The following is an 18,314-nucleotide window of genomic DNA, read 5'->3' on the forward strand; positions in this document are numbered from 1 at the left end:
TGCGGTCCATGCCTTCCGCTCCGCAGACCGCTTCCCTGCCCCTTCGCCACTTCCTGCTCGCCCTGGCCGTCGTCGCCGTCTGGGGCAGCAATTTCGTCGTCATCAAATACGCCCTGCACACGCTGCCGCCGCTGACGCTGGCCGTGCTTCGTTTCGCCTTCGCCCTGGTGCCGGCCTGCTTCTTCCTGCGCCGGCCCCAGGTGGGCTGGGGCAATCTGGCGGGTTACGGCGTCCTCATCGGCGTGGGCCAGTTCGGACTGCTGTATCTGGCCATGCGCAGCCAGATCTCGCCGGGCCTGGCCTCGCTGGTGGTGCAGACCCAGGTCTTCTTCACGCTGCTGCTGGCCGTACGCCTGCGCGGCGAGCGCGTGCTGGCAACCACCTGGCTGGGCCTGGTTCTGGCCGCAGGCGGCGTCATCGTCATCGCCTCGCACACCGACGGCACGACGACCTGGCTGGGCCTGGCCATGGTGCTGGCGGCGGCTTTCTGCTGGGCCTGCGCCAACCTGCTGACCCAACGGGCCGGCCGCATCGACATGCTGGCCTATGTGGTCTGGAGCAGCGCCTTCGCCGTGCCGCCGCTGCTGGTGCTGGCCCTGCTGATCGATGGACCGCAGGCCGTGGCCGCTGGCCTGGCGGCTTCGGACCTGGGCACCTGGGCGGCCGTGCTGTGGCAGTCGGTCGGCAACACCCTGTTCGGCTATGGCGTCTGGAGCTGGCTGCTGGCCCGCCATCCGGCCGGCCGCATCGTGCCCATGGCCCTGCTGGTGCCGGTGTTCGGCATGGGCTCGGCCAGCCTGCTGCTGGGCGAGCCCCTGCCCGGCTGGAAGCTGGTCGCCGCGGCCCTGGTGCTGGCCGGTCTGGCGATCAACCTGTTCGGACCGCGGCTTTTGCCGGCCAGCCTGAAGCCGGCGCGGGACTAAGCTCCGGCGCATGAAGCGCCGTGCCTTGCTGCTCACCTGCCTGCCCCTGGCCGCGGCTGCCGCGCCACCGGCCGTGACCCTGCTTGTCGAGCTGCGCTGGGTGGACAGCAACCTGCCGCCCGCGGCCCTGGCCGGCGTGCGCGACGGCGCCGTCGTCGTCGGCACCGCCGGGGCGGTGTCGCCGCGCGGCCCGGGCGTCGTCACGTCCACGGCCCAGGCGGCACCTCAGCCGGGGCAGCGCGTGCAGGTGCTGAACGGCCAGCGCGCCAGCACCCGCCTGACGACCAGCGAACCCCTGCAATGGGTCGACACCTTGGTCGAACTCGACCCCGCCACCCGCACGCCCCAGCGGGTCTATGCCAACCCACGCAGCGGCGAACGTCGCCGGACGCAGAGCTTTGCCGTCACGCCGACCTGGGCCGGCGGCCGGGCGCCGGTGCGGGTCGAGTTCAGCGTCGACGACGACGGCCACGAATTCCAGTCCACGCTGGAGCTGCCGATGGAGCGCTGGCAGACCGTGGCTCGCAGCGGCGGTGGGGCCTCGCCCGCGCCCAAGGGAACGATCAGCAGCGCCGACGCCACCGGTCGCCCCGAACGCGAACTGCAGCTGCGGGTGTCGCTTCAGCCTTGAGCCGAATTCACGGCAGTCAAGGCACCGTTGATCTGCGGATAGGGCGCGGCGCCTTCAAACAACTCGCTGCCGGCGCCTTCGGCCAGAAAGCCCGCCGCCGCCCGCTGCGCCCGCCCCCAGGCCGCCTCGGCAATGGCACTGCCGGCACTGATGCGGCGCACGCCCAGGCGCTGCAACTCGTCCAGGCCGGGCAGGGTCGGCCTGGCCATCACGTTCAGCGGCAGGGGCTGGCCGCCTACCAGGGCCTCGATATCGGCCACGGCCGTCACGCCGGCGGCGAACAGGCCATCGGCACCGGCCGCCGTGTAGTCGCGCGCCCGCAGCAGCACTTCCTCGACCGACCGGCCGGGCGCCAGGTTCTTCAACCAGACATCGCAGCGGGCGTTGATGAAGATGTCGACGCCGGCCCGCGTCGCCGCCGTCTTGATGGCCTCGATCTTGCGGCACAGCAGGGTCGGCGAAGCGCTGCCATCCTCCAGATTGATGCCAACGACGCCGGCCGCGGCGAACTTCATGATGTTGTCAGCCACGGTGGCCGGGTCGTCGCTGTAGCCGGCCTCGCTGTCGGCCGACAGCGGCACCCTGGCCACGCGGGCGATGCGGCGCAGCGCGTCGGCATGCTCGTCGATGGGCAGGTGGTTGCCGTCGGGGTAGCCCAGGGCCCAGGCCAGGCCGGCGCTGGTGGTGGCCAGGGCGGGCACGCCCTGTGCCTGCACCAGCACGGCGCTGCCGGCGTCCCAGACATTGGCGATCTTCAGGAGCCCGGGGCCCTGGTGGAGCTGGCGGAAGTTCATGGTGTCTTTTTGCAAGGTTGGGAGGATAGATTGGCGATGCTGCACCGCTGGGCTGCCAGGGGGTGGCAGCAGGTACGTCGAGTAACAGCTGTGGCCAGAGTGGCAATGTGCCAAGTCTTGCGCGTTTGCGGTCACCTGTTGCGTGTAACGTCAATGCTTTGCAGAACTCCCAGGCCCTTCCGACCATGAAGCTTGCCTTGATCGCCCACGACGGCAAGAAGGACGCCATGATCGCCCTGGCGGCCGACTTCCTGCCGCTGCTGCAACGCTGCCAGCTGATGGCCACCGGCACGACGGGCACCCGCTTGAACGCCGCCCATGGCCTCACCATCGAGCGCATGCTCAGCGGCCCCATGGGAGGCGACCTGCAGATCGGCGCCCGGCTGGCGGTGGGCGACCTGGATGGCGTCATCTTCCTGCGAGACCCCATGACGCCCCAGCCCCACGAACCCGACATCAACGCCCTGGTGCGCGCCTGCGACGTGCACGATGTGCCCTGCGCCACCAACGTGGCCACCGCGCGGCTGCTGCTGACGCGCTGGAGCGCCGAGTGAGCGCCGCGCGGCCGCCCGAAGGCGCTCAGCTCCCGCCTGGCGGGAGTGAGACCGGACTTGCGATGCAGGGCATCGCGAGCCTGACGAACGCGCTGGCCACTGCAATGGCCGAGCAAGCGCGCAGCGCGAAGGGTGCATGATGAGCTCCGAGGTGCCCGCCCGCCCATGAGCAGCCGCAACAGGCCCATCAGCAGGCTGTCGCGGCGGCTGCGCATCCGCACTCGCCTGGGCCTGGCCTTTGGCCTGCTGCTGCTGCTGCTGCTGGGCCTCGCGGCCCTGTCCATCTACCGCCTCACCGGGCTGTCGGACGCGCTGAACCGGATCGTCGATGACCAGGCCGTCATCCGCGACTCGGTCAACGAGATCAACCGCAATGCCGAGGCCGTCGCGCGCAAGCTGCTGGTGCTGATGAGCCCCGACGCCGAACTGCGCGTCTCGGCCTATCCCGAGATCTCGTCGGCCAACAACCGCCTGGACGACGCCATGCAGCGCCTGGCCATGGTGCTGCCACCGGGCCCGCGCACCGAGCGTCTGGCCGAGGTGAGGTTGCGCCTGGCCGACTACCGCGCCAGCTATGTCGATGTGCGCAACCTCATCGAGCGCGACGACTTCCAGGCCGCCCGCGCCCTGCTGGGCAGCGATACCGAATCGGCCCTGTCGCTGTTCGTCAGCGCCATCCACCAGCTCGCCGCCAGCGAGGAGCGCGCCGGCACGGCCCAGGCGCGCGAGCTGCGCGACCAGATCGACGTCGACCGCGCCGGTGTGCTGGCCCTGTGCATCGGCGCCCTGGTCGCCGGGGCCCTGCTGGCTGTGGGCGTCACGCGCTCCATCATCAACCCGCTCAAGCAGGCCGAGGACGGCGCCGAACTGATCGCGCAGGGCCAGTACGGCCACCGCATCGCCGTCGATTCCGCCGACGAACTCGGCCACATGGCGGCCGCGATGAACACCATGGCCGAGGCCGTCGGCGAACGTGAGGCCGAGCTGCGCCGCCTGGCCGACGTCGACCTGCTGACCGGCCTGCCCCAGCGCGCCCGCTTCATCGCCGACGGCGACCGCCTGCTGGCCGGCCTGCCCGAGCGGGAGCAGCAGGCCGTGCTGATCTGCATCGACGTGGACCGCCTCAAGGCGGTCAACAGCGTCCTCGGCTTCGACGCCGGCGACGCGCTGCTGAAGGGCGCAGCCGCCAAGCTGGAAGGCCTGTTCGAGGGCGTGGCCGCCTATGGCCGCCTGGCCGGCGGCACCTTTGCCGCCCTCGCGCCGGTGGCCAGGCTGGACCATGGCGCGGCGCTGGCGTCCCAGCTGCGCGAGGAAGTCGAGCACAAGCTCAGCTGGCAGGGCCAGTCCCTGGACCTGTCGGTGTCCCTGGGCGTGGCCCACTGGCCCGAGCATGCGACCGACACCGAGGCCCTGCTGCGCCGCGCCGAGCAGGCCATGTTCGAGGCCAAGCGCCTGCGCCAGGACGTTGCCGTCTTCAACCCGAGTGCGGAGGCCGCCCGCGCCCTGCATCTGAGTCTGCTGTCCGACCTGGCCACCGCCATCCAGCAGGACCAGCTGCGCCAGTTCCTGCAGCCCAAGCGCTGCCTGAAAACCGGCCGCATCACCGGCGCCGAGGCGCTGGTGCGCTGGCAGCACCCGCAGCGCGGCTGGCTGCCGCCGGGCGATTTCGTGCCCTTTGCCGAGCGCAGCGGCCGTATCCGCCAGATCACCGACTGGATGCTGGCCCGCGCCGTGAAGACCCTGGCCGCCTGGGAGGCCGAGGGCCGCGAGCCCATGAGCATCGCCGTCAACATCTCGACGCTGGACATCCAGGACCAGACCCTGCCCGCCCGCCTGGCGGCCCTGCTGGCCGAATACCGCGTCGACCCCAGCCAGCTGCAATTGGAAGTCACCGAGACCGGCCTGATGTCCAGCGGCACCGATCCCATCGCCGTGCTGAATGCGCTGAAGGCCTGGGGAGTCAGCCTGGCCATCGACGATTTCGGCACCGGGCAGTCGTCACTGGCCTATCTGCAGCACCTGCCCGTGGACGAACTCAAGATCGACCGCAGCTTCGTGCAGGACGTCAATGCCGACCCGCGCCGCCAGGCCCTGCTGAAATCCATCGTCGGCGTCGGCCAGGGCCTGGGCCTGAGCGTGACGGCCGAGGGCGTGGAGAACCAGGCCGAACTGGACTGCATCACCGCCTGCGGCTGCGACCTGATCCAGGGCTATCTGCTGGCCAAACCCATGGACCTGCCGGACTTCCAGACCTGGCTGGCCCAGACAGGCTAAAATCTTCGTTTTTCGACGTTTTGCCCCTGCTGTGGGCTTTTGTTTAGGAGCCATCATGGGCAACAAGATCGTTACCGAAGCGGACCGCAAGGCCTCGCCCCGTCCCGCCGCCCCCAAGGGCGTGACCTTCACGGCCGGCAAGGGCCAGCTGCGCAGCCTGGAGCGTGGTTCGCACACCCGTTCCAAGAAGAACCCGGGCAAGCGCCCCCATTCGGGTTGATCATCGGGCCGAGTGCCTGAAGATCCCCTCGCACACAGGCCCCTCGGGGCCTGTTTGTTTTTGTCGGCTAGATATCGACCAAACCATGATCCGCATCAACGAACTCCGCCTGCCGCTGAACCATGCCGAAGAGGCCCTGCGCCCCGCCGCGCTGGCGCGGCTGAAGCTGGCCGATACCGAACTGGCCGGCATCCACATCGCCCGGCGCGGCTATGACGCCCGCAAGCGCAGCGACATCCAGCTGGTCTACACGCTGGACTGCACACTGGCCGACGGCGTCGACGAGGCCGCCGTGCTGGCCCGCTTTGCCGGCGATCACCAGATCCGCACCACGCCCGACACCGGCTATCACTTCCTGGCCCAGGTGGGTGAGTACGCCGGCCCGCGCCCCGTCGTCGTCGGCTTCGGCCCCTGCGGCCTGTTCGCGGCGCTGATCCTGGCCCAGATGGGCCTGCGCCCCATCGTGCTGGAACGTGGCAAGGCCGTGCGCGAACGCACCCAGGACACCTGGGGCCTGTGGCGAGAGCAGAAGCTGCATCCCGAGAGCAATGTGCAGTTCGGCGAAGGCGGCGCCGGCACCTTCTCCGACGGCAAGCTCTACAGCCAGATCTCCGACCCGCGCCACCTCACGCGCAAGGTGCTGACCGAATTCGTCAAGGCCGGCGCGCCGGAAGAGATCCTGTTCGTCAGCAAGCCCCATATCGGCACCTTCCGCCTGGTCAGCATGATCATCAAGATGCGCGCCGACATCGAGGCCCTGGGCGGCGAGATCCGCTTCCAGCAGAAGATGACGGACCTGCTCATCGAAGACGGTGCCGTGCGGGGCGTGCAGCTGGAGTCGGGCGAGCAGATAGATACGACGCACGTCGTCATCGCCCTGGGCCACAGCGCCCGCGACACCTTCCAGATGCTGCATGCCCGCGGCGTGCAGATGGAGGCCAAGCCCTTCTCCATCGGCTACCGCATCGAGCATCCACAGAGCCTCATCGACGCGGCCCGCTTCGGCGCTGCCGCCGGCAACGAGATCCTCGGCGCGGCGGACTACAAGCTGGTGCACCACGCCAAGAACGGCCGCTCGGTCTACAGCTTCTGCATGTGCCCCGGCGGCACGGTGGTCGCGGCCACCAGCGAGCCGGATCGCGTCGTCACCAACGGCATGAGCCAGTATTCGCGCAATGAGCGCAATGCCAACGCCGGCATCGTCGTCGGCCTGACACCCGAGGACTACCGCCAGGACGGCAAGAAGGACGGCAGCCCGGTGAACCCGCTGGACGGCATGGCCTTCCAGCGCATCTGGGAAAGCCGGGCCTACGAGCTGGGCGGCGGTGGCTATCTGGCGCCCGGCTCGCTGGTGGGCGACTTCGTCAAGCGCCAAGTCAGCAAGGCATTCGGCGACGTGGCGCCGAGCTACAAGCCGGGCGTCACCTTGACCGACTTGCAGCAGAAGGGCCGCGGCTCGCTGCCGTCGTATGCGCTGGAGGCCATCCGCGAGGCCCTGCCCGCCTTCGCCCGCCAGATCCGCGGCTTCGACCGCCCGGATGCGGTGCTGACCGGCGTGGAGACGCGAACCTCCTCACCGCTGCGCATCAACCGCGGACGCGACTACCAGAGCCTCAATGTGCGCGGCCTGTTCCCGGCCGGCGAAGGTGCCGGATATGCCGGCGGCATCATGAGCGCGGGCGTCGATGGCATCGAGGTCGCCGAGGCGCTGGCGGCCGATCTATTGGGCATGCCGGATGCGCCGGTGCTGCAGGGCAAGGGAGCGAAGGCGGGTGGGCAGGTCTAGCGCGCCAGCCGCGAAATGCCGCCCTTCTTGTAGGCGGCCTGTTCATGGAACAGGTCAAACAGGAACTGCTCCAGTTCCTCTTCCGCCACAAACTCCGGAATGACAAAGCCCGCGGGGGCTCGCTTGCCGTCGTTGCCGACGTAAAGGACCGACCATTGCTCGCCGCGGCGCTCGATGTCGAAGAGGCGTCCAAAGACGTTGAAGCGCTGGGCCGGCATGTCAACCTGCACCGCTGCAGTCCCCGGCGGAGAGGTACATCGGCGGGCTCTTGCCGCCGGTGACGGGATACAGCGCAGCGCGGTGCTGGGCTTCACCCGTCCAGGAGAACATCAAGGTCGCGAAGATCTTCTTGGGCAGACCGCCCTGGCCCTCCGGATTGAGCAGGATGGACGATGCCAGGCGGTCGTGCTCGGTGGAGCGCCGCACCGTGGCCTGTCCCTTCAGACATTGATTCGCTGCACCTTCGAAGCACAGCATCAGGTAGGGCGTGGCGACCTCGTCCTCCACCAGCACCAGCGACTCGGCAATCGGCACGGTCCGTTGCGCGCAGCCTTTGTCGGCGCGGCATTCCAGGGTCGGCGTGAATCGGCAACCGGCATCCGCCAGGCAGTGGGACATGCCGCCCAGGCAAAGCAGGGCCAGCACCGTGGGCATCAGGGATTTCATCGCGCCATTGTGGGGAAAACGGTGCTGGCCTTCGATCCCCAACCTGCTCTTTTCAAGGCACGTGTATCGACTGTCCCGCCTGAAGCAGCTGGCAGCCTGCTCGTAGAACAGGTCAACAGGAACCGACAATCAGTCCTGCGGGAATCGCTTGCGCCACAACGCCGCCAGCCGCGGCTCTTGATCGACGCGGCGGATCACCTCCGCCATGCGCGGCGCGGCAGCGTAGAAGCGCTCCCGCCAGGGTCCGAAGCGAGAGATGACGGCGACATAGACGTCCAGCACCGTCAGCTCCTCGCCGAGCAAATAGCGACCGGGCGTGAGCTGACTGTCCATGTGGGACCAGCAGAAGGCAATGCGCTCATGCACGGCATCGACGACGGCATCTCGCGCACTCTCGGGCGCACCGATGCGCTTCACGTCCGGCTTGATCCAGTGCAGCGAATAGATGGCCGATGACACATACGTCATCCAGCGCAGGAACTGCCGTCGCTTCGGGTCGTCGACCGCGGGCGCCAGCCGCGCCTCGGGATGCAGGTCGGCCAGGTAGATCAAGATGGCCGCGCTCTCGGTCATGACCTCGCCACCCGGCAGTACCAGTGTCGGGATCTGGCGCATGGCGTTCGCGGTCGCGACGCGATCGCGCGCGGCGGCCTCGGCCCAGGTCGCGCCTTCGATCAGTTGGTAAGGCAGTCCCAGCAGCGTCAGCGTGGCCTCGACAGCGACGGAGCCCGAGGCCGCGGCTCCGTAGAGCGTCAGTTCCTGCGATGCATTCATGCCGTCCTTCCAGATCTGCAGGTGGCGCCCGCGTCAGCGTACCCAGGACGCGAGGCAGATGATGGTCACCACCAAGGCCACGCCCAGTCCTCTCATCCAGAGCATCTTGCTCGCCAACTCATCGCCCAGCCGCACCAGTTCGGGATCAGCAAGCTGCTTGTAGCTGCCCAGGTCGAGCGCGTCCAACTGCTCATGGTCGAATGGGGTCATCCCTCCATCATCGACCCAAGCCGGGTGGTCAAGATCCTTTTCGCGGCCCAGCAGCCGGGCGACACGGCGGCAATAGGCCTGAAACCGCAACATCGCCGGGATCGCGAAGGCGGCATACGCCACCACGAGGGTACAAGCGACACAGGCGGCGACGATGCGCGCGGTACTCACGGCGCCGCCATCATCTCGATCAGCTCCTTCGCAAACGCCAGGGCGGCCTCCGGCATCTCGAAGTGCATCTCGTTGTTGAGCTCGACCACCTCGCCGTCCGGGCCCTTGTGCACGACCGACCAGCCCCCGGCGCCGCCGTCGATGGCGAGCACGCCGAACTGCCCGGGCTCGAGGTCCCGGGCGCTGCCGCCGGTGACGACGATGTCACGGCCAAGGTGGGAGTGGTAGCGTCGCATCCAACCCATTTTCACGGAGACCTGCGATGAAAGCAGTCTGGAACGGCGTGACCATCGCCGAAAGCAACGACACCGTCGTCGTCGAGGGCAACCATTACTTCCCGCCCGAGTCGCTGAACAAGCAGTACACCAGCTTCAGCAACCACGTCAGCCGCTGCCCCTGGAAGGGCGAGGCCAAGTACCTGAGCCTGCTGATCAACGGCGAGATGAATACCGACGCGGTCTGGTACTACCCCGACCCGCTGCCGGCGGCGGCCGAGATCAAGGGCCGCTACGCCTTCTGGAAGGGCGTCAAGGTTTCGGAGTAGCGCCTTCCGGCCACAGCGCCCACAACCGCAAGGGCTGCTTGGTGCGGCTGGCCAGCAGCGCGGCCTCGTCGCCCCAGCCCCAAAAGAAGTCGGCCCGCACGGCGCCCTGGATGGCGCTGCCGGTGTCCTGGGCGAGCACCAGGCGGCGCAGCGGTGTCGTGGACATGGGTTCGCTGCTGTCCACCCACAGCAGCGTGCCCAGCGCGATGTGGTTGCGGTCGATGGCCACGGAGCGACCCGGCGTCAGCGCCACACCCTGGGCGCCGCGCGGCCCCAGGCCGGCATTGGCCAGGGCCTCTTCGCGGAAGTAGACGACGCGCGGATTGACGGCCAGCGCCTCGCGCACCTTGGCCGGGTTGCGGCGCGCCCAGTCGCTCAGCGTGCGCGGTGTCGCATCACTCACCTCGCCACGGTCCAGCAGCGCCCGCGCGACGGACTGGAAGGGCTGGTCGTTGTGTCCCGCGTAGGCCACGCGACTGATGCGCTCGGCGCCACTGGCGTCACGCATGACGAGGCGGCCCGAGCCCTGAATCTGCAGTTGCAGCAGCGCGAAGGGGTCGTCAACATAGGCCAGCTCCAGCGCGGCGAAGCGCGGGTTGGCGTCGATGTCGCGACGCGGCGTGCGGCGCAGTGCGGGGTCGGCCGGCAAGGCATGCAGGGGCCATTGGAAGGCGCCCTGGCGGCTGCGGCTCGCGGTGAGCTGGGGCTCAAAATAGCCGGTCATCAACCCGGTGGCCTCGCCGCCGTCGGCGCTCAAACGCCAGGGGCGCAGATGCTTCATCAGGAAGACCGTGGCCTCGAGCGGGTCCGCGGGGGACTGCAACGCGGCACGCGCGCAGAACTCGGCCCAGCCGGGCGCGGGGCGCTGGCAGCTGGCCAGCAGGGCCGGCCAAGCGGCCAGCAGATCGTCATTGCCCCAGCCGGGCAGCTCCTTCCAGTCGACAGCCACCCAGCGCTGCGGCGTGGAGCGTGGCGTGGCCGGCACGGTCGGCGTCGGCTCGGAAGCTTGCTGAAGCGGCGGCGAAGAGCAGGCGGCCAGGCTTCCTAGAATCACCGCCAACACGCCACGCGCCCACCATCCCATGCTGCTCCTTGTCCTCGAAGCCCTCGGCGCGCTGCTGATATTCGTCTTCATCATCTGGTGGACCATGTTCTCGGGCCGCAACAAGGGCGAGCGCAAAGAGGATTAGCGCGGCGGCACGAGGAAACTGAGCGGCTGGCGACGCAGCCGCGCGCGGATGGCCGCGTAGACGCGCTTGCGGTCCGCCAGGCGCACGCCGCGCGAACGCATCGCCACCTTGAAGGCGCAGAAGAAGCTGACGCCGACATTGAGCATGCCGATGCCGGCGATGCACAGCACGCAGGACCAGAAGGGCCAGGTCGCCATGACGCCGACACCGAGTGCGCCCACGGCGGCAGCGAGCTGGCCGGTAGCCAGCGTCACATGGCGCACCTCGATGCCGAGGCCGAAGAAGCCGAACAGGGCCGGCACCAGGCCCAGCATCAGGCCCAGGCTGGTATTGGCCGTCAACCCCGAGATGTTCGCCCGCCACCAGCGCGACCAGCGCTGCGCGCGCGCGTGGCCGAGGGTCGCGACGATGCGCGGGTTCCAGGCGATGGCACTGTCCAGGCGGTGGAAGACGAACCAGTTCTCCACCCAGCCGGCGATGAGGCTGGACGCGAACAGCAGCGTGCCGGTGAAGGCGGCGAACAGCAGCGAGGGGCCGAGCAGGTTCAGCGATTTCAGCACATAGGCCGCGTCCTTCTGGCCTACCAGCGGTGCACCGAAGGCCAGCCAGCACAGGCCCTGCACGGCCAGCACCAGGGGCGCGGCCAGGGCCAGGTTGCCGATGATGCCGGCCACCTGGGAGCGCACGAGATGCGTCACCTCGTCGACGAAGCCTTCCAGGCCCTCATCGCGGTCGATGTGCTGCAGCTTGTCCGCCATGGCCGGCGCGGTCATGGCGGGCTGCTTGGTCGCCACCGTCCAGTGCAGCAGGTGGATGAGGACGAAGCTGGCCGCATAGTTCACGCCGGCCCAGAAGCCGCCCCAGAAGGCGGTGAAGCCGAGCAGGGCGATGAGGAACTTGAGCAGCGTCGTGCCGGCGATGACGGCACCGCCGCCGGCCGCGCGCTTCAGCATGTCGCGGTATTCGTCGCGGCTGCGGGTGATGTAGTGCTCGCCGGTCTCGGCACTGCGCTCGGCCACCTTGCGCGCCAGCAGCGAGTAGTGACGGGCGAACAGCGTACGCAGGCTGCGCCTCTCGTGCACGACGCGCACCAGGCCGGCCACCAGGCGCAGCAGCTCGCGTTGCGGCTCGTGGGACACCAGGCAGGCCAGCAGGGCCTCGATGCGGTCCAGGCGCGCGGTCAGCTGCTCGACCGAGAACATCAGGTCCACCGACACGCCATGGACCTCCAGATGCTCGGGCACTGTCAGCGCGGCGGCGCGGCAGCGGTCCAGCAGTGCGTGCAGGAACTGCATCAACGGCGCGAGCACGTCGTCCTCGCGCTGCTGCAGCGCGCGCTCCACGGCCTCCCAGGCGGCGGGCAACTGGTGGAAGGGCCGGTCCTGCAGCAGCAGCTCGTCCATGCGCACGCGCAGCGACCCGGACAGGCCGGCGGCATGCACGCTGCTGATGAGCACGGTGATGGCCGCCTGCATTTCCACCCGCCAGCCGCCGTCGGGCGCCGCGACGAAGAGCAGGCTCAGCCGGCCGAGCAGCTCATCGTCGATGGCCGCGATCCAGTCCTCGTCGGCTTCGTCACCAAAGAGCAGCTCGAACAGGGCCGCCAGGTCGCGCGTGTCGGCCGTGGCCGGCAGCACGCGGCGGCGCAGACGGGCCAGGAATTCGTGCCACAACGCCATGCGCGGCGCAAAGCCCACCTCGGCGAACAGGCTGACGGCATCGACGTCGCTCCAGACGCCGGCGATGACGCCCGCGAACTTGTAGGCATGCTCGGGGTGGCGCTCCAGCACGTTGAGCAGGTGCTTGAGCCTGACGATGGGCCGGGGTGTGCCCTCTTCACGCGGCGCATGGCGCAGCCATTCGAGCAGCCGCACCAGCCACAGGTTGCGCTCGGCAAGCGCGGCCTGCGGGTCGGCCGCGTTCAGCAGAGCGGTGAGATCCCAGGTCAATGCAGGCTGGCCGAATCCGCGAGCAGGAACTCTTCGACGTCGGTGTGGAAGATCTCGCAGCCTTCGGTCACGCACAGGAAGCGGCCGCGCATGGTGCCCTGGGGCGTGCCGATCTGGGCCCAGGAGCTGTACTGGAAGCTCTGGCCCGGCGCCAGCACCGGCTGGTGGCCGACGACGGCCAGGCCGTCGACGATCTGCACCTGGCCGCGGGCGTCGGTGATCTCCCAGTGCCGGCCGATGAGCTGGGACAGCACGTCGCCGGTGTTCTCGATGGTGATGGTGTAGCTGAAGGCGTACAGGCCTTGCTCGAGATGAGTCTGCTCGGGCAGGGCCTGGACGGCGACGCTGCAACTGAAACGGGGGTTGGCCATCGGGTGATTGTCGGCGGAAGCGCTGGGCAGGTTCTCGCGAGTGTGCGCGCCCTGATGCGGGATACGCGCGCTGCGAAGGACTTTCTCGGCGCTTCCCTGGGGCTATGCTCGGCGCATGTTCTTCCGGATGCGTGATCCTAAGTGCTGCGCCGGCTGTTCTGCCTGCTGACGGCATTGCTCAGCCTGGCGGCGTCGGCCCAGGAGCTGACGCTGCGCACGGTCCAGCAGGCCAGTTCGACGGTCAAGTACGACCCCGAGGGCGGCCCTCACCGGCCTGGGCTGTGTCTGGAGATCCTGCGCGCGGTCGAGAAGCAGGACCCGGGCATCCGCTTCACCGGCCTGGACCAGCCGGTGCCGCTCAAGCGCGTCGAACGTCTGCTGGCCGACGGTCTGGTCGACGCCTTCTTCTGCCTGCTGAAGTCGCCCGAGCGCGAGAAACAGTGGCGTTATGCCGCGGTGCCGCTTTACACCATCCGCCATGTGGTGCTGCAGCGCGCCGACGACCCGCGCAGCCCCGACACCCTGGCCGACTTGGCCGCCTGGAGCAAACGCAAGCCCGTGCTGGTCATGCGCGGCACCGCGCTGGCGCGCCGCCTGCTGGCGGCCGACGTGGCCGTCGCCGAGGTCGGCTCCGAACGCGAGGCCTTGCAGATGCTGACGCTGGGCCGGGCCGACGCCATCTATGGTCAGGACATCAACCTGCAGCATCATGTCGCCGAGAGCAAGCTCGGCGACAAGGTCAAGTTCGGCCGCACCGTCTTTCAGGAAGAGCCGCAATGGCTGGCCCTGCGCGCCGACCTGCCCGCCGCTTACGAGGAGCGCTTGACCCACGCCCTGCGCAGGCTGGAGAAGGACGGCACCCTGCGCCAGCTCGCCGAAAAGTACCGTTAGCACATCGCCCAAGCGGGCCGACTCGATCGCGGCCCAGCGCTCGGCCCGCAAGCGAGCAGCCAGCTGACACATCGTGGCCCGCCCGCATGGACACTCAGCACATCGCAAGGAAGAACTTCCCATGCCGCCCCGCCCCCTCTACCTGCCCCCCGACGGCCGGCCGCGCTGCGCCTGGTGCGCCGCCGCGCCCGGTGACGACATCTATCTGAAGTACCACGATGAGGAATGGGGCCGCCCGGTGGCCGACGATTTCCGGCTGTTTGAGAAGCTCTGCCTGGAAGGCTTCCAGAGCGGCTTGTCGTGGCGGACCATCCTGAACAAGCGCGAGGCCTTCCGCGCCGCCTTCGCCGGCTTCGATTACCACCAGGTGGCGAAGTTCGGCGACAAGGAAGTGAACCGCCTGCTGGCCGACGCGGGCATCGTGCGCCACCGCGGCAAGATCGAGGCGGCCATCCACAACGCCGGGCGCTGCGTGGAGCTGGTGGCATCCGAAGGCTCGCTGGCCGCCTACCTGTGGCGTTTCGAGCCACCCAAGAACTCGGTGGCCCACAACCTCGCCACGTCTGAGCCATCAGAGGCCCTGTCCAAGGACCTGAAGAAGCGCGGCTGGAAGTTCGTCGGCCCGACCACAATGCATGCGCTGATGCAGGCCATGGGCCTGATCAACGACCACCAGCCCGGCTGCCACCACTGGACCGAAGCGCAGAAGGCCCGCGAGGCCTTCCGCCGTCCCGGCTAGGCCGCTCACTTCGGCATCACGACGCTGTCGATGACGTGGATGACGCCGTTGTCGGCGGCGATGTCCGTCGCCGTGACCTTGGCGTTGTCCACCATCACGCCGCCGCTCGTGCTGACTGTCAGCTCGCTGCCCTGCACTGTCTTGACCTTGCCGGCCTTGACGTCCTTGGCCATCACCTTGCCGGGCACGACGTGGTAGGTCAGCACGGCCGTCAGCTTGGACTTGTCCTTGAGCAACGCATCGAGGTCGGCCTTGGGGATCTTGGCGAAGGCCGCGTCGGTGGGCGCGAACACCGTGAACGGGCCGGGGCCCTTGAGGGTGTCGACCAGGCCGGCTGCATGCAGCGCGGTGGCCAGCGTCTTGAAGTTGCCGGCGGCAACGGCGGTGTCGACGATGTCCTTGGCCTGGGCGACGGCCGAGAGCAGGGACAGGGCGCAAATGGCGAGATAACGCTTCATGGGAGAACTCCTGGGGTTGTACCGGGGGGGCAGTGAAGACCGGGCCCGACGGGCCCGGGGAAGAAACTCAGGGCCTGGGCAGGATGACGGTGTCGATGACGTGGATGACGCCGTTGCGGGCGAGCACATCGGTGGCGGTGATGCTCGCCTTGCGGCCGCGCTGATCGGTGATGGCGAGGCTGGAGTCCACCGTGAAGGTCTGGCCCTGCACCGTGGCGATGGGCGCACCAACCGGCACCTCCGCCTTCAGCACACGGCTGGGCAGCACGTGGTAGGTGAGCACCTGGACCAGCAGCGGCTTGTTGGCGAGCAGCTGCTCCTTGGTGACGCCGAGTTCGGCCAGCAGCTTGGCGAAGGCGGCGTTGGTGGGTGCGAACACCGTGAAGGGTCCGTTGCCATTGAGGGTGTCCACCAGGCCCGCGGCGACGACGGCTTCCACCAGGATGCTGAAGTCGGGCACGCTCTGGGCCGTGGCCACGATGGTCTTGTTGGCCGGCAGCAGCACGCGGTCAATGGCATGGATGACGCCATTGCTGGCATGGATGTCGGTGGCCGTGATCTTGGCGGTGCGGTTGCGGCCGTCGGTGATGACGAGGTCGCTGCCGACGGCGTCGACCTTGAAGATGCCGCCCTGCAGCGGCGTGATGGGCTTGCCCAGCGGCACCGCAGCCTTGGGGACCTGTCCGGCCAGCACGTGGTACTGCAGCACCTGGGTCAGCAGCGCCTTGTCGGCCAGCAACTGGGCCTTGGTGATGCCCAGCTCCGCCAGCAGGGCCGCGAAGGCATCGTTGGTGGGCGCGAAAACCGTGAATGGGCCGGGGCCGGCCAGCGTGCCGGCCAGATCGGCCGCCTGGACGGCCTCCACCAGCGTGCTGAAACGGGCGTCGGCCTGCGCGGTCTGCACGATGTCGGGCTCGGCATCGCTGCCGCCGCAGGCGCTCAGGCCGCTGAACATCAGCGCCAGGCCGAGGCGCTTCAACCAGGTCGTGACAAGCATGGGAACCTCCTGAAAACGAGGGAACGAGACCAACCACGGCGCCTCGCGGGGCGCCGCAACGAAAAGAAGCAAAGAAGTGGTGGCCTTCAGCCGCCCGGGCGCTGCCCTGGCAAGCGGCACTGGCCGCTGGGCGGCGGCTGGGGCCGCGGCAGCGCTGGCGTGAACTTGTGTCGCATCGGTAAATCGATCAAGACTGCACGGTGCAGAATGTGAACTACTCAGTTCCCAAAGTCAACACCATGGTCTATTAACGAATTGCTTCGTTCTGTAAGCGACTTGCAAGTCCGCCATGGACCGGCCTGCCTAGAATGCGCCCATGGTCAGACCGAGCTTCAAGGAACAGGTGCTGCGCGCCCGCGAGGAGGCCATCGTGGCGTCGGTGAACCGCCTGCTTGCCGAGAAGGGCTTCGAAGCCATGACGGTGGACGAGGTGGTCGCCGACGTGGGCATTGGCAAGGCCAGCCTCTACAAGCACTTCACCTCCAAAGAGGAGCTGGCAGCCGCGGCCATGGTGCGCGTGCTGGATCGCGCGCTGGAAGAGGTGGCACGGCTGCGCGGCTCCGAACTCGACGCTGTCGCCCGTCTCAAGGCCCTGGCTCGCTGGGCCTACGAGCAGCAGATCGCGGGCCAGATGCCGGCGCTGCCGGCGCAGAGCTCGTCGCTGCGCTCGGTGCTGATGGCCGACAAGGCCTACACGGACCGGCTGATCCAGCTGTCCGACGAGTTGGGTGCCTGGATCACCGAGGCGCAGGCCGAGGGCCGGCTGGACCGGGCGCTGCCGCCTGAGCTGGTGCTGTACATGCTGTACGCGCGCGCCTGCGACCCCGTCCTGGGCGCACTGCGCGCGGGCGGCAGCTACGCTGACGAGCAGGTGGTTGCCTGGCTGGTGGACCACTGCTTCCGGGGGCTGGGCGCCTAGGGTCCGTCCCTAGAATGCGGCCCATGCCTGCCGCACGCCAACACCTGATCGCCCCCAGCATCCTGTCCGCCGACTTCGCCCGCCTGGGCGAGGAAGTGAAGAACGTGCTGGCCGCCGGCGCCGACTGGATCCACTTCGACGTGATGGACAACCATTACGTGCCCAACCTGACGTTCGGGCCCATGATCTGCGAGGCGCTGCGCAAGCACGCCGTCAAGCCCGACGGCACGCCGGCCATCCTGGACGTGCACCTGATGGTGCAACCCGTCGACAGCCTGGCCCAGGCCTTCTGCCGCGCCGGCGCCGACATGGTCACCTTCCACCCCGATGCCAGCACCCATGTGGACCGCACGCTGCAGCTCATCAAGGGCGAAGGCAAGCAGGCCGGCCTGGTGTTCAACCCGGCCACGCCACTGGACGTGCTGGAGTGGGTCATCGACAAGGTGGACCTCATCATGCTGATGAGCGTCAACCCGGGCTTCGGTGGCCAGAGCTTCATCCCGTCGTCGCTGCAGAAGCTTCAGCGCGTGCGCGAGATCATCGACAAGTCCGGCCGCGACATCCGCCTGGAGATCGACGGCGGCGTCAAGATCGACAACATCCGCGAGATCGCCAACGCAGGCGCCGACACCTTCGTCGCCGGCTCGGCCATCTTCGGCAAGCCGGACTACAAGGCCGTCATCGACGCCATGCGTCAACAACTCGCCGCCTGAACGTCATGGCCGCCGTCCTCCTCGTCTGCACCGCCAACATCTGCCGCTCGCCGATGGCCGAGGCCATCTTCAAGGCCCGCCTCGGTGATGTATTCAAGACCATCGCCTCCGCCGGCGTGCACGCCGACCCGCGCGGCGGCCCGGTGGACGCCCGAGCGGCCGCCGCGCTGGAGCGACACAAGTACAGCCTGGAGCGCAAATGGCGCTCGCGCCGCGTCGAGCCCGAGCAACTGGGCCAATACGACCTGGTGCTGGCCATGGAGGTCGAGCATGTGGCGGCCCTGCGCAAGAAAGCCGCACCCGAGCACCACGCCCGCATCCTGCTGCTGACCGACTTCGTGCCGGAGATGGCCGGCGAGGACATCCCCGACCCCTATTTCGGCCCGGTCGCCGGCTTCGATGCCGTCATCGCCATGATCGAGCGCGCCGCAGGCAGCCTGCAGATGGCCGCGCGAGAGGGGCGCCTCAAGTTCAGCTGAACAGCGGGGCTTGAAACGCCCTCTTCCGAACTACTCAGCGACTGCAGTGGAACCGGCTTTG

At 68.6% G+C, this 18,314-nt stretch carries 23 protein-coding genes; 12 read left to right on the forward strand and 11 right to left on the reverse strand.

Going from position 1 to position 18,314, the window contains the following annotated elements; translation table 11 throughout:
- The first annotated feature begins 35 nt into the window (after positions 1–35).
- Positions 36–923, forward strand: coding sequence for an EamA family transporter (locus tag ACS5PN_RS10815; RefSeq protein ID WP_439465558.1), 888 nt, complete (start codon positions 36–38; stop codon positions 921–923).
- A 10-nt stretch (positions 924–933) separates the two neighbouring features.
- Positions 934–1,554 (forward strand): hypothetical protein, encoded by a 621-nt coding sequence (locus tag ACS5PN_RS10820; RefSeq protein WP_439463953.1) that lies wholly within the window; start codon positions 934–936, stop codon positions 1,552–1,554.
- Here the strand turns inward: ACS5PN_RS10820 and ACS5PN_RS10825 are convergent.
- Complete coding sequence (locus tag ACS5PN_RS10825; protein WP_439463954.1) at positions 1,545–2,348, reverse strand: isocitrate lyase/PEP mutase family protein; 804 nt, start codon at positions 2,346–2,348, stop codon at positions 1,545–1,547. The genes ACS5PN_RS10820 and ACS5PN_RS10825 overlap by 10 nt on opposite strands.
- A 185-nt stretch (positions 2,349–2,533) precedes the next feature.
- Here ACS5PN_RS10825 and ACS5PN_RS10830 point away from each other — a divergent pair, with 185 nt between their 5' ends.
- The 4 genes from ACS5PN_RS10830 to ACS5PN_RS10845 all read left to right on the forward strand — a co-directional run bounded on the left by ACS5PN_RS10830 (position 2,534) and on the right by ACS5PN_RS10845 (position 7,182).
- A complete protein-coding gene (locus ACS5PN_RS10830) occupies positions 2,534–2,902 on the forward strand; it encodes a methylglyoxal synthase (RefSeq protein ID WP_439463955.1) in 369 nt (122 codons plus the stop codon).
- 165 nt (positions 2,903–3,067) lie between these two features.
- Positions 3,068–5,176 (forward strand): putative bifunctional diguanylate cyclase/phosphodiesterase, encoded by a 2,109-nt coding sequence (locus ACS5PN_RS10835; protein ID WP_439463956.1) that lies wholly within the window; start codon positions 3,068–3,070, stop codon positions 5,174–5,176.
- A 55-nt stretch (positions 5,177–5,231) separates the two neighbouring features.
- Complete coding sequence (locus ACS5PN_RS10840) at positions 5,232–5,396, forward strand: hypothetical protein (protein ID WP_439463957.1); 165 nt, start codon at positions 5,232–5,234, stop codon at positions 5,394–5,396.
- Positions 5,397–5,481: 85 nt separating this feature from the next.
- Positions 5,482–7,182 carry an NAD(P)/FAD-dependent oxidoreductase gene (locus ACS5PN_RS10845; protein WP_439463958.1) on the forward strand — a complete coding sequence of 567 codons (1,701 nt, stop codon included), beginning with the start codon at positions 5,482–5,484 and terminating at the stop codon, positions 7,180–7,182.
- Here the strand turns inward: ACS5PN_RS10845 and ACS5PN_RS10850 are convergent.
- The 5 genes from ACS5PN_RS10850 to ACS5PN_RS10870 all read right to left on the reverse strand — a co-directional run bounded on the left by ACS5PN_RS10850 (position 7,179) and on the right by ACS5PN_RS10870 (position 9,239).
- A complete protein-coding gene (locus tag ACS5PN_RS10850) occupies positions 7,179–7,400 on the reverse strand; it encodes a DUF7661 family protein (RefSeq protein WP_439463959.1) in 222 nt (73 codons plus the stop codon). The two genes, ACS5PN_RS10845 and ACS5PN_RS10850, sit on opposite strands and share 4 nt — an antisense overlap.
- Position 7,401: 1 nt before the next feature.
- Positions 7,402–7,848 (reverse strand): hypothetical protein, encoded by a 447-nt coding sequence (locus tag ACS5PN_RS10855; RefSeq protein ID WP_439463960.1) that lies wholly within the window; start codon positions 7,846–7,848, stop codon positions 7,402–7,404.
- A gap of 129 nt (positions 7,849–7,977) precedes the next feature.
- Positions 7,978–8,622, reverse strand: coding sequence for a glutathione S-transferase family protein (locus ACS5PN_RS10860; protein ID WP_439463961.1), 645 nt, complete (start codon positions 8,620–8,622; stop codon positions 7,978–7,980).
- A gap of 33 nt (positions 8,623–8,655) precedes the next feature.
- Positions 8,656–9,003, reverse strand: a complete 348-nt coding sequence (locus tag ACS5PN_RS10865; protein ID WP_439463962.1) for a hypothetical protein — start codon at positions 9,001–9,003, stop codon at positions 8,656–8,658.
- Positions 9,000–9,239: a hypothetical protein gene (locus ACS5PN_RS10870; RefSeq protein WP_439463963.1), complete on the reverse strand. Its 240-nt coding sequence runs from the start codon at positions 9,237–9,239 to the stop codon at positions 9,000–9,002. Before ACS5PN_RS10870 ends, ACS5PN_RS10865 begins: the two co-directional genes overlap by 4 nt.
- 26 nt (positions 9,240–9,265) lie before the next feature.
- Here ACS5PN_RS10870 and ACS5PN_RS10875 point away from each other — a divergent pair, with 26 nt between their 5' ends.
- Entirely contained in the window at positions 9,266–9,547 is a 282-nt protein-coding gene (locus ACS5PN_RS10875) for a DUF427 domain-containing protein (protein WP_439463964.1), read from the forward strand.
- Here the strand turns inward: ACS5PN_RS10875 and mltA are convergent.
- From mltA to apaG, 3 genes are all read right to left on the reverse strand, one after another.
- Positions 9,531–10,532 carry a murein transglycosylase A gene (gene mltA / locus ACS5PN_RS10880; protein WP_439463965.1) on the reverse strand — a complete coding sequence of 334 codons (1,002 nt, stop codon included), beginning with the start codon at positions 10,530–10,532 and terminating at the stop codon, positions 9,531–9,533. The genes ACS5PN_RS10875 and mltA overlap by 17 nt on opposite strands.
- 201 nt (positions 10,533–10,733) lie before the next feature.
- Entirely contained in the window at positions 10,734–12,686 is a 1,953-nt protein-coding gene (locus ACS5PN_RS10885; protein WP_439463966.1) for a site-specific recombinase, read from the reverse strand.
- Complete coding sequence (gene apaG / locus ACS5PN_RS10890; protein ID WP_439463967.1) at positions 12,683–13,057, reverse strand: Co2+/Mg2+ efflux protein ApaG; 375 nt, start codon at positions 13,055–13,057, stop codon at positions 12,683–12,685. The genes ACS5PN_RS10885 and apaG overlap by 4 nt, the downstream gene beginning before the upstream one ends.
- A gap of 141 nt (positions 13,058–13,198) precedes the next feature.
- Here apaG and ACS5PN_RS10895 point away from each other — a divergent pair, with 141 nt between their 5' ends.
- Both ACS5PN_RS10895 and ACS5PN_RS10900 read left to right on the forward strand, forming a co-directional pair.
- Positions 13,199–13,948: a substrate-binding periplasmic protein gene (locus tag ACS5PN_RS10895; protein ID WP_439463968.1), complete on the forward strand. Its 750-nt coding sequence runs from the start codon at positions 13,199–13,201 to the stop codon at positions 13,946–13,948.
- Between the two features lie 121 nt (positions 13,949–14,069).
- A complete protein-coding gene (locus ACS5PN_RS10900) occupies positions 14,070–14,687 on the forward strand; it encodes a DNA-3-methyladenine glycosylase I (protein ID WP_439463969.1) in 618 nt (205 codons plus the stop codon).
- A 5-nt stretch (positions 14,688–14,692) separates the two neighbouring features.
- Here ACS5PN_RS10900 and ACS5PN_RS10905 read toward each other — a convergent pair whose 3' ends face one another.
- Both ACS5PN_RS10905 and ACS5PN_RS10910 read right to left on the reverse strand, forming a co-directional pair.
- Complete coding sequence (locus ACS5PN_RS10905) at positions 14,693–15,145, reverse strand: fasciclin domain-containing protein (RefSeq protein WP_439463970.1); 453 nt, start codon at positions 15,143–15,145, stop codon at positions 14,693–14,695.
- A gap of 67 nt (positions 15,146–15,212) precedes the next feature.
- On the reverse strand, positions 15,213–16,142 hold the full coding sequence (locus tag ACS5PN_RS10910) for a fasciclin domain-containing protein (RefSeq protein WP_439463971.1): 930 nt from the start codon (positions 16,140–16,142) through the stop codon (positions 15,213–15,215).
- Between the two features lie 316 nt (positions 16,143–16,458).
- Here ACS5PN_RS10910 and ACS5PN_RS10915 point away from each other — a divergent pair, with 316 nt between their 5' ends.
- The 3 genes from ACS5PN_RS10915 to ACS5PN_RS10925 are packed head-to-tail and all read left to right on the forward strand — an operon-like array spanning position 16,459 to position 18,253.
- Positions 16,459–17,061, forward strand: coding sequence for a TetR/AcrR family transcriptional regulator (locus ACS5PN_RS10915; RefSeq protein ID WP_439463972.1), 603 nt, complete (start codon positions 16,459–16,461; stop codon positions 17,059–17,061).
- 23 nt (positions 17,062–17,084) lie between these two features.
- Positions 17,085–17,774 carry a ribulose-phosphate 3-epimerase gene (gene rpe / locus ACS5PN_RS10920; protein ID WP_439463973.1) on the forward strand — a complete coding sequence of 230 codons (690 nt, stop codon included), beginning with the start codon at positions 17,085–17,087 and terminating at the stop codon, positions 17,772–17,774.
- 5 nt (positions 17,775–17,779) lie between these two features.
- Positions 17,780–18,253, forward strand: a complete 474-nt coding sequence (locus tag ACS5PN_RS10925; RefSeq protein ID WP_439463974.1) for a low molecular weight protein-tyrosine-phosphatase — start codon at positions 17,780–17,782, stop codon at positions 18,251–18,253.
- Positions 18,254–18,314: the final 61 nt, after the last annotated feature.

This window comes from Roseateles sp. NT4 (genome assembly GCF_051857475.1).
GTDB lineage: Bacteria > Pseudomonadota > Gammaproteobacteria > Burkholderiales > Burkholderiaceae_C > Pelomonas.

What these genes read in the sequence shown, in the direction of transcription:
- ACS5PN_RS10870 (WP_439463963.1), bottom strand. Translation starts at nt 9,239, where the DNA reads ATGCGACGCTACCACTCCCACCTTGGCCGTGACATCGTCGTCACCGGC.
- ACS5PN_RS10845 (WP_439463958.1), top strand. Translation starts at nt 5,482, where the DNA reads ATGATCCGCATCAACGAACTCCGCCTGCCGCTGAACCATGCCGAAGAG.
- ACS5PN_RS10915 (WP_439463972.1), top strand. Translation starts at nt 16,459, where the DNA reads ATGGTCAGACCGAGCTTCAAGGAACAGGTGCTGCGCGCCCGCGAGGAG.
- ACS5PN_RS10830 (WP_439463955.1), top strand. Translation starts at nt 2,534, where the DNA reads ATGAAGCTTGCCTTGATCGCCCACGACGGCAAGAAGGACGCCATGATC.
- ACS5PN_RS10825 (WP_439463954.1), bottom strand. Translation starts at nt 2,348, where the DNA reads ATGAACTTCCGCCAGCTCCACCAGGGCCCCGGGCTCCTGAAGATCGCC.
- ACS5PN_RS10835 (WP_439463956.1), top strand. Translation starts at nt 3,068, where the DNA reads ATGAGCAGCCGCAACAGGCCCATCAGCAGGCTGTCGCGGCGGCTGCGC.
- ACS5PN_RS10875 (WP_439463964.1), top strand. Translation starts at nt 9,266, where the DNA reads ATGAAAGCAGTCTGGAACGGCGTGACCATCGCCGAAAGCAACGACACC.
- apaG (WP_439463967.1), bottom strand. Translation starts at nt 13,057, where the DNA reads ATGGCCAACCCCCGTTTCAGTTGCAGCGTCGCCGTCCAGGCCCTGCCC.
- ACS5PN_RS10900 (WP_439463969.1), top strand. Translation starts at nt 14,070, where the DNA reads ATGCCGCCCCGCCCCCTCTACCTGCCCCCCGACGGCCGGCCGCGCTGC.
- ACS5PN_RS10925 (WP_439463974.1), top strand. Translation starts at nt 17,780, where the DNA reads ATGGCCGCCGTCCTCCTCGTCTGCACCGCCAACATCTGCCGCTCGCCG.
- ACS5PN_RS10820 (WP_439463953.1), top strand. Translation starts at nt 934, where the DNA reads ATGAAGCGCCGTGCCTTGCTGCTCACCTGCCTGCCCCTGGCCGCGGCT.
- rpe (WP_439463973.1), top strand. Translation starts at nt 17,085, where the DNA reads ATGCCTGCCGCACGCCAACACCTGATCGCCCCCAGCATCCTGTCCGCC.
- ACS5PN_RS10855 (WP_439463960.1), bottom strand. Translation starts at nt 7,848, where the DNA reads ATGAAATCCCTGATGCCCACGGTGCTGGCCCTGCTTTGCCTGGGCGGC.
- ACS5PN_RS10850 (WP_439463959.1), bottom strand. Translation starts at nt 7,400, where the DNA reads ATGCCGGCCCAGCGCTTCAACGTCTTTGGACGCCTCTTCGACATCGAG.
- ACS5PN_RS10860 (WP_439463961.1), bottom strand. Translation starts at nt 8,622, where the DNA reads ATGAATGCATCGCAGGAACTGACGCTCTACGGAGCCGCGGCCTCGGGC.
- ACS5PN_RS10910 (WP_439463971.1), bottom strand. Translation starts at nt 16,142, where the DNA reads ATGCTTGTCACGACCTGGTTGAAGCGCCTCGGCCTGGCGCTGATGTTC.
- ACS5PN_RS10905 (WP_439463970.1), bottom strand. Translation starts at nt 15,145, where the DNA reads ATGAAGCGTTATCTCGCCATTTGCGCCCTGTCCCTGCTCTCGGCCGTC.
- ACS5PN_RS10840 (WP_439463957.1), top strand. Translation starts at nt 5,232, where the DNA reads ATGGGCAACAAGATCGTTACCGAAGCGGACCGCAAGGCCTCGCCCCGT.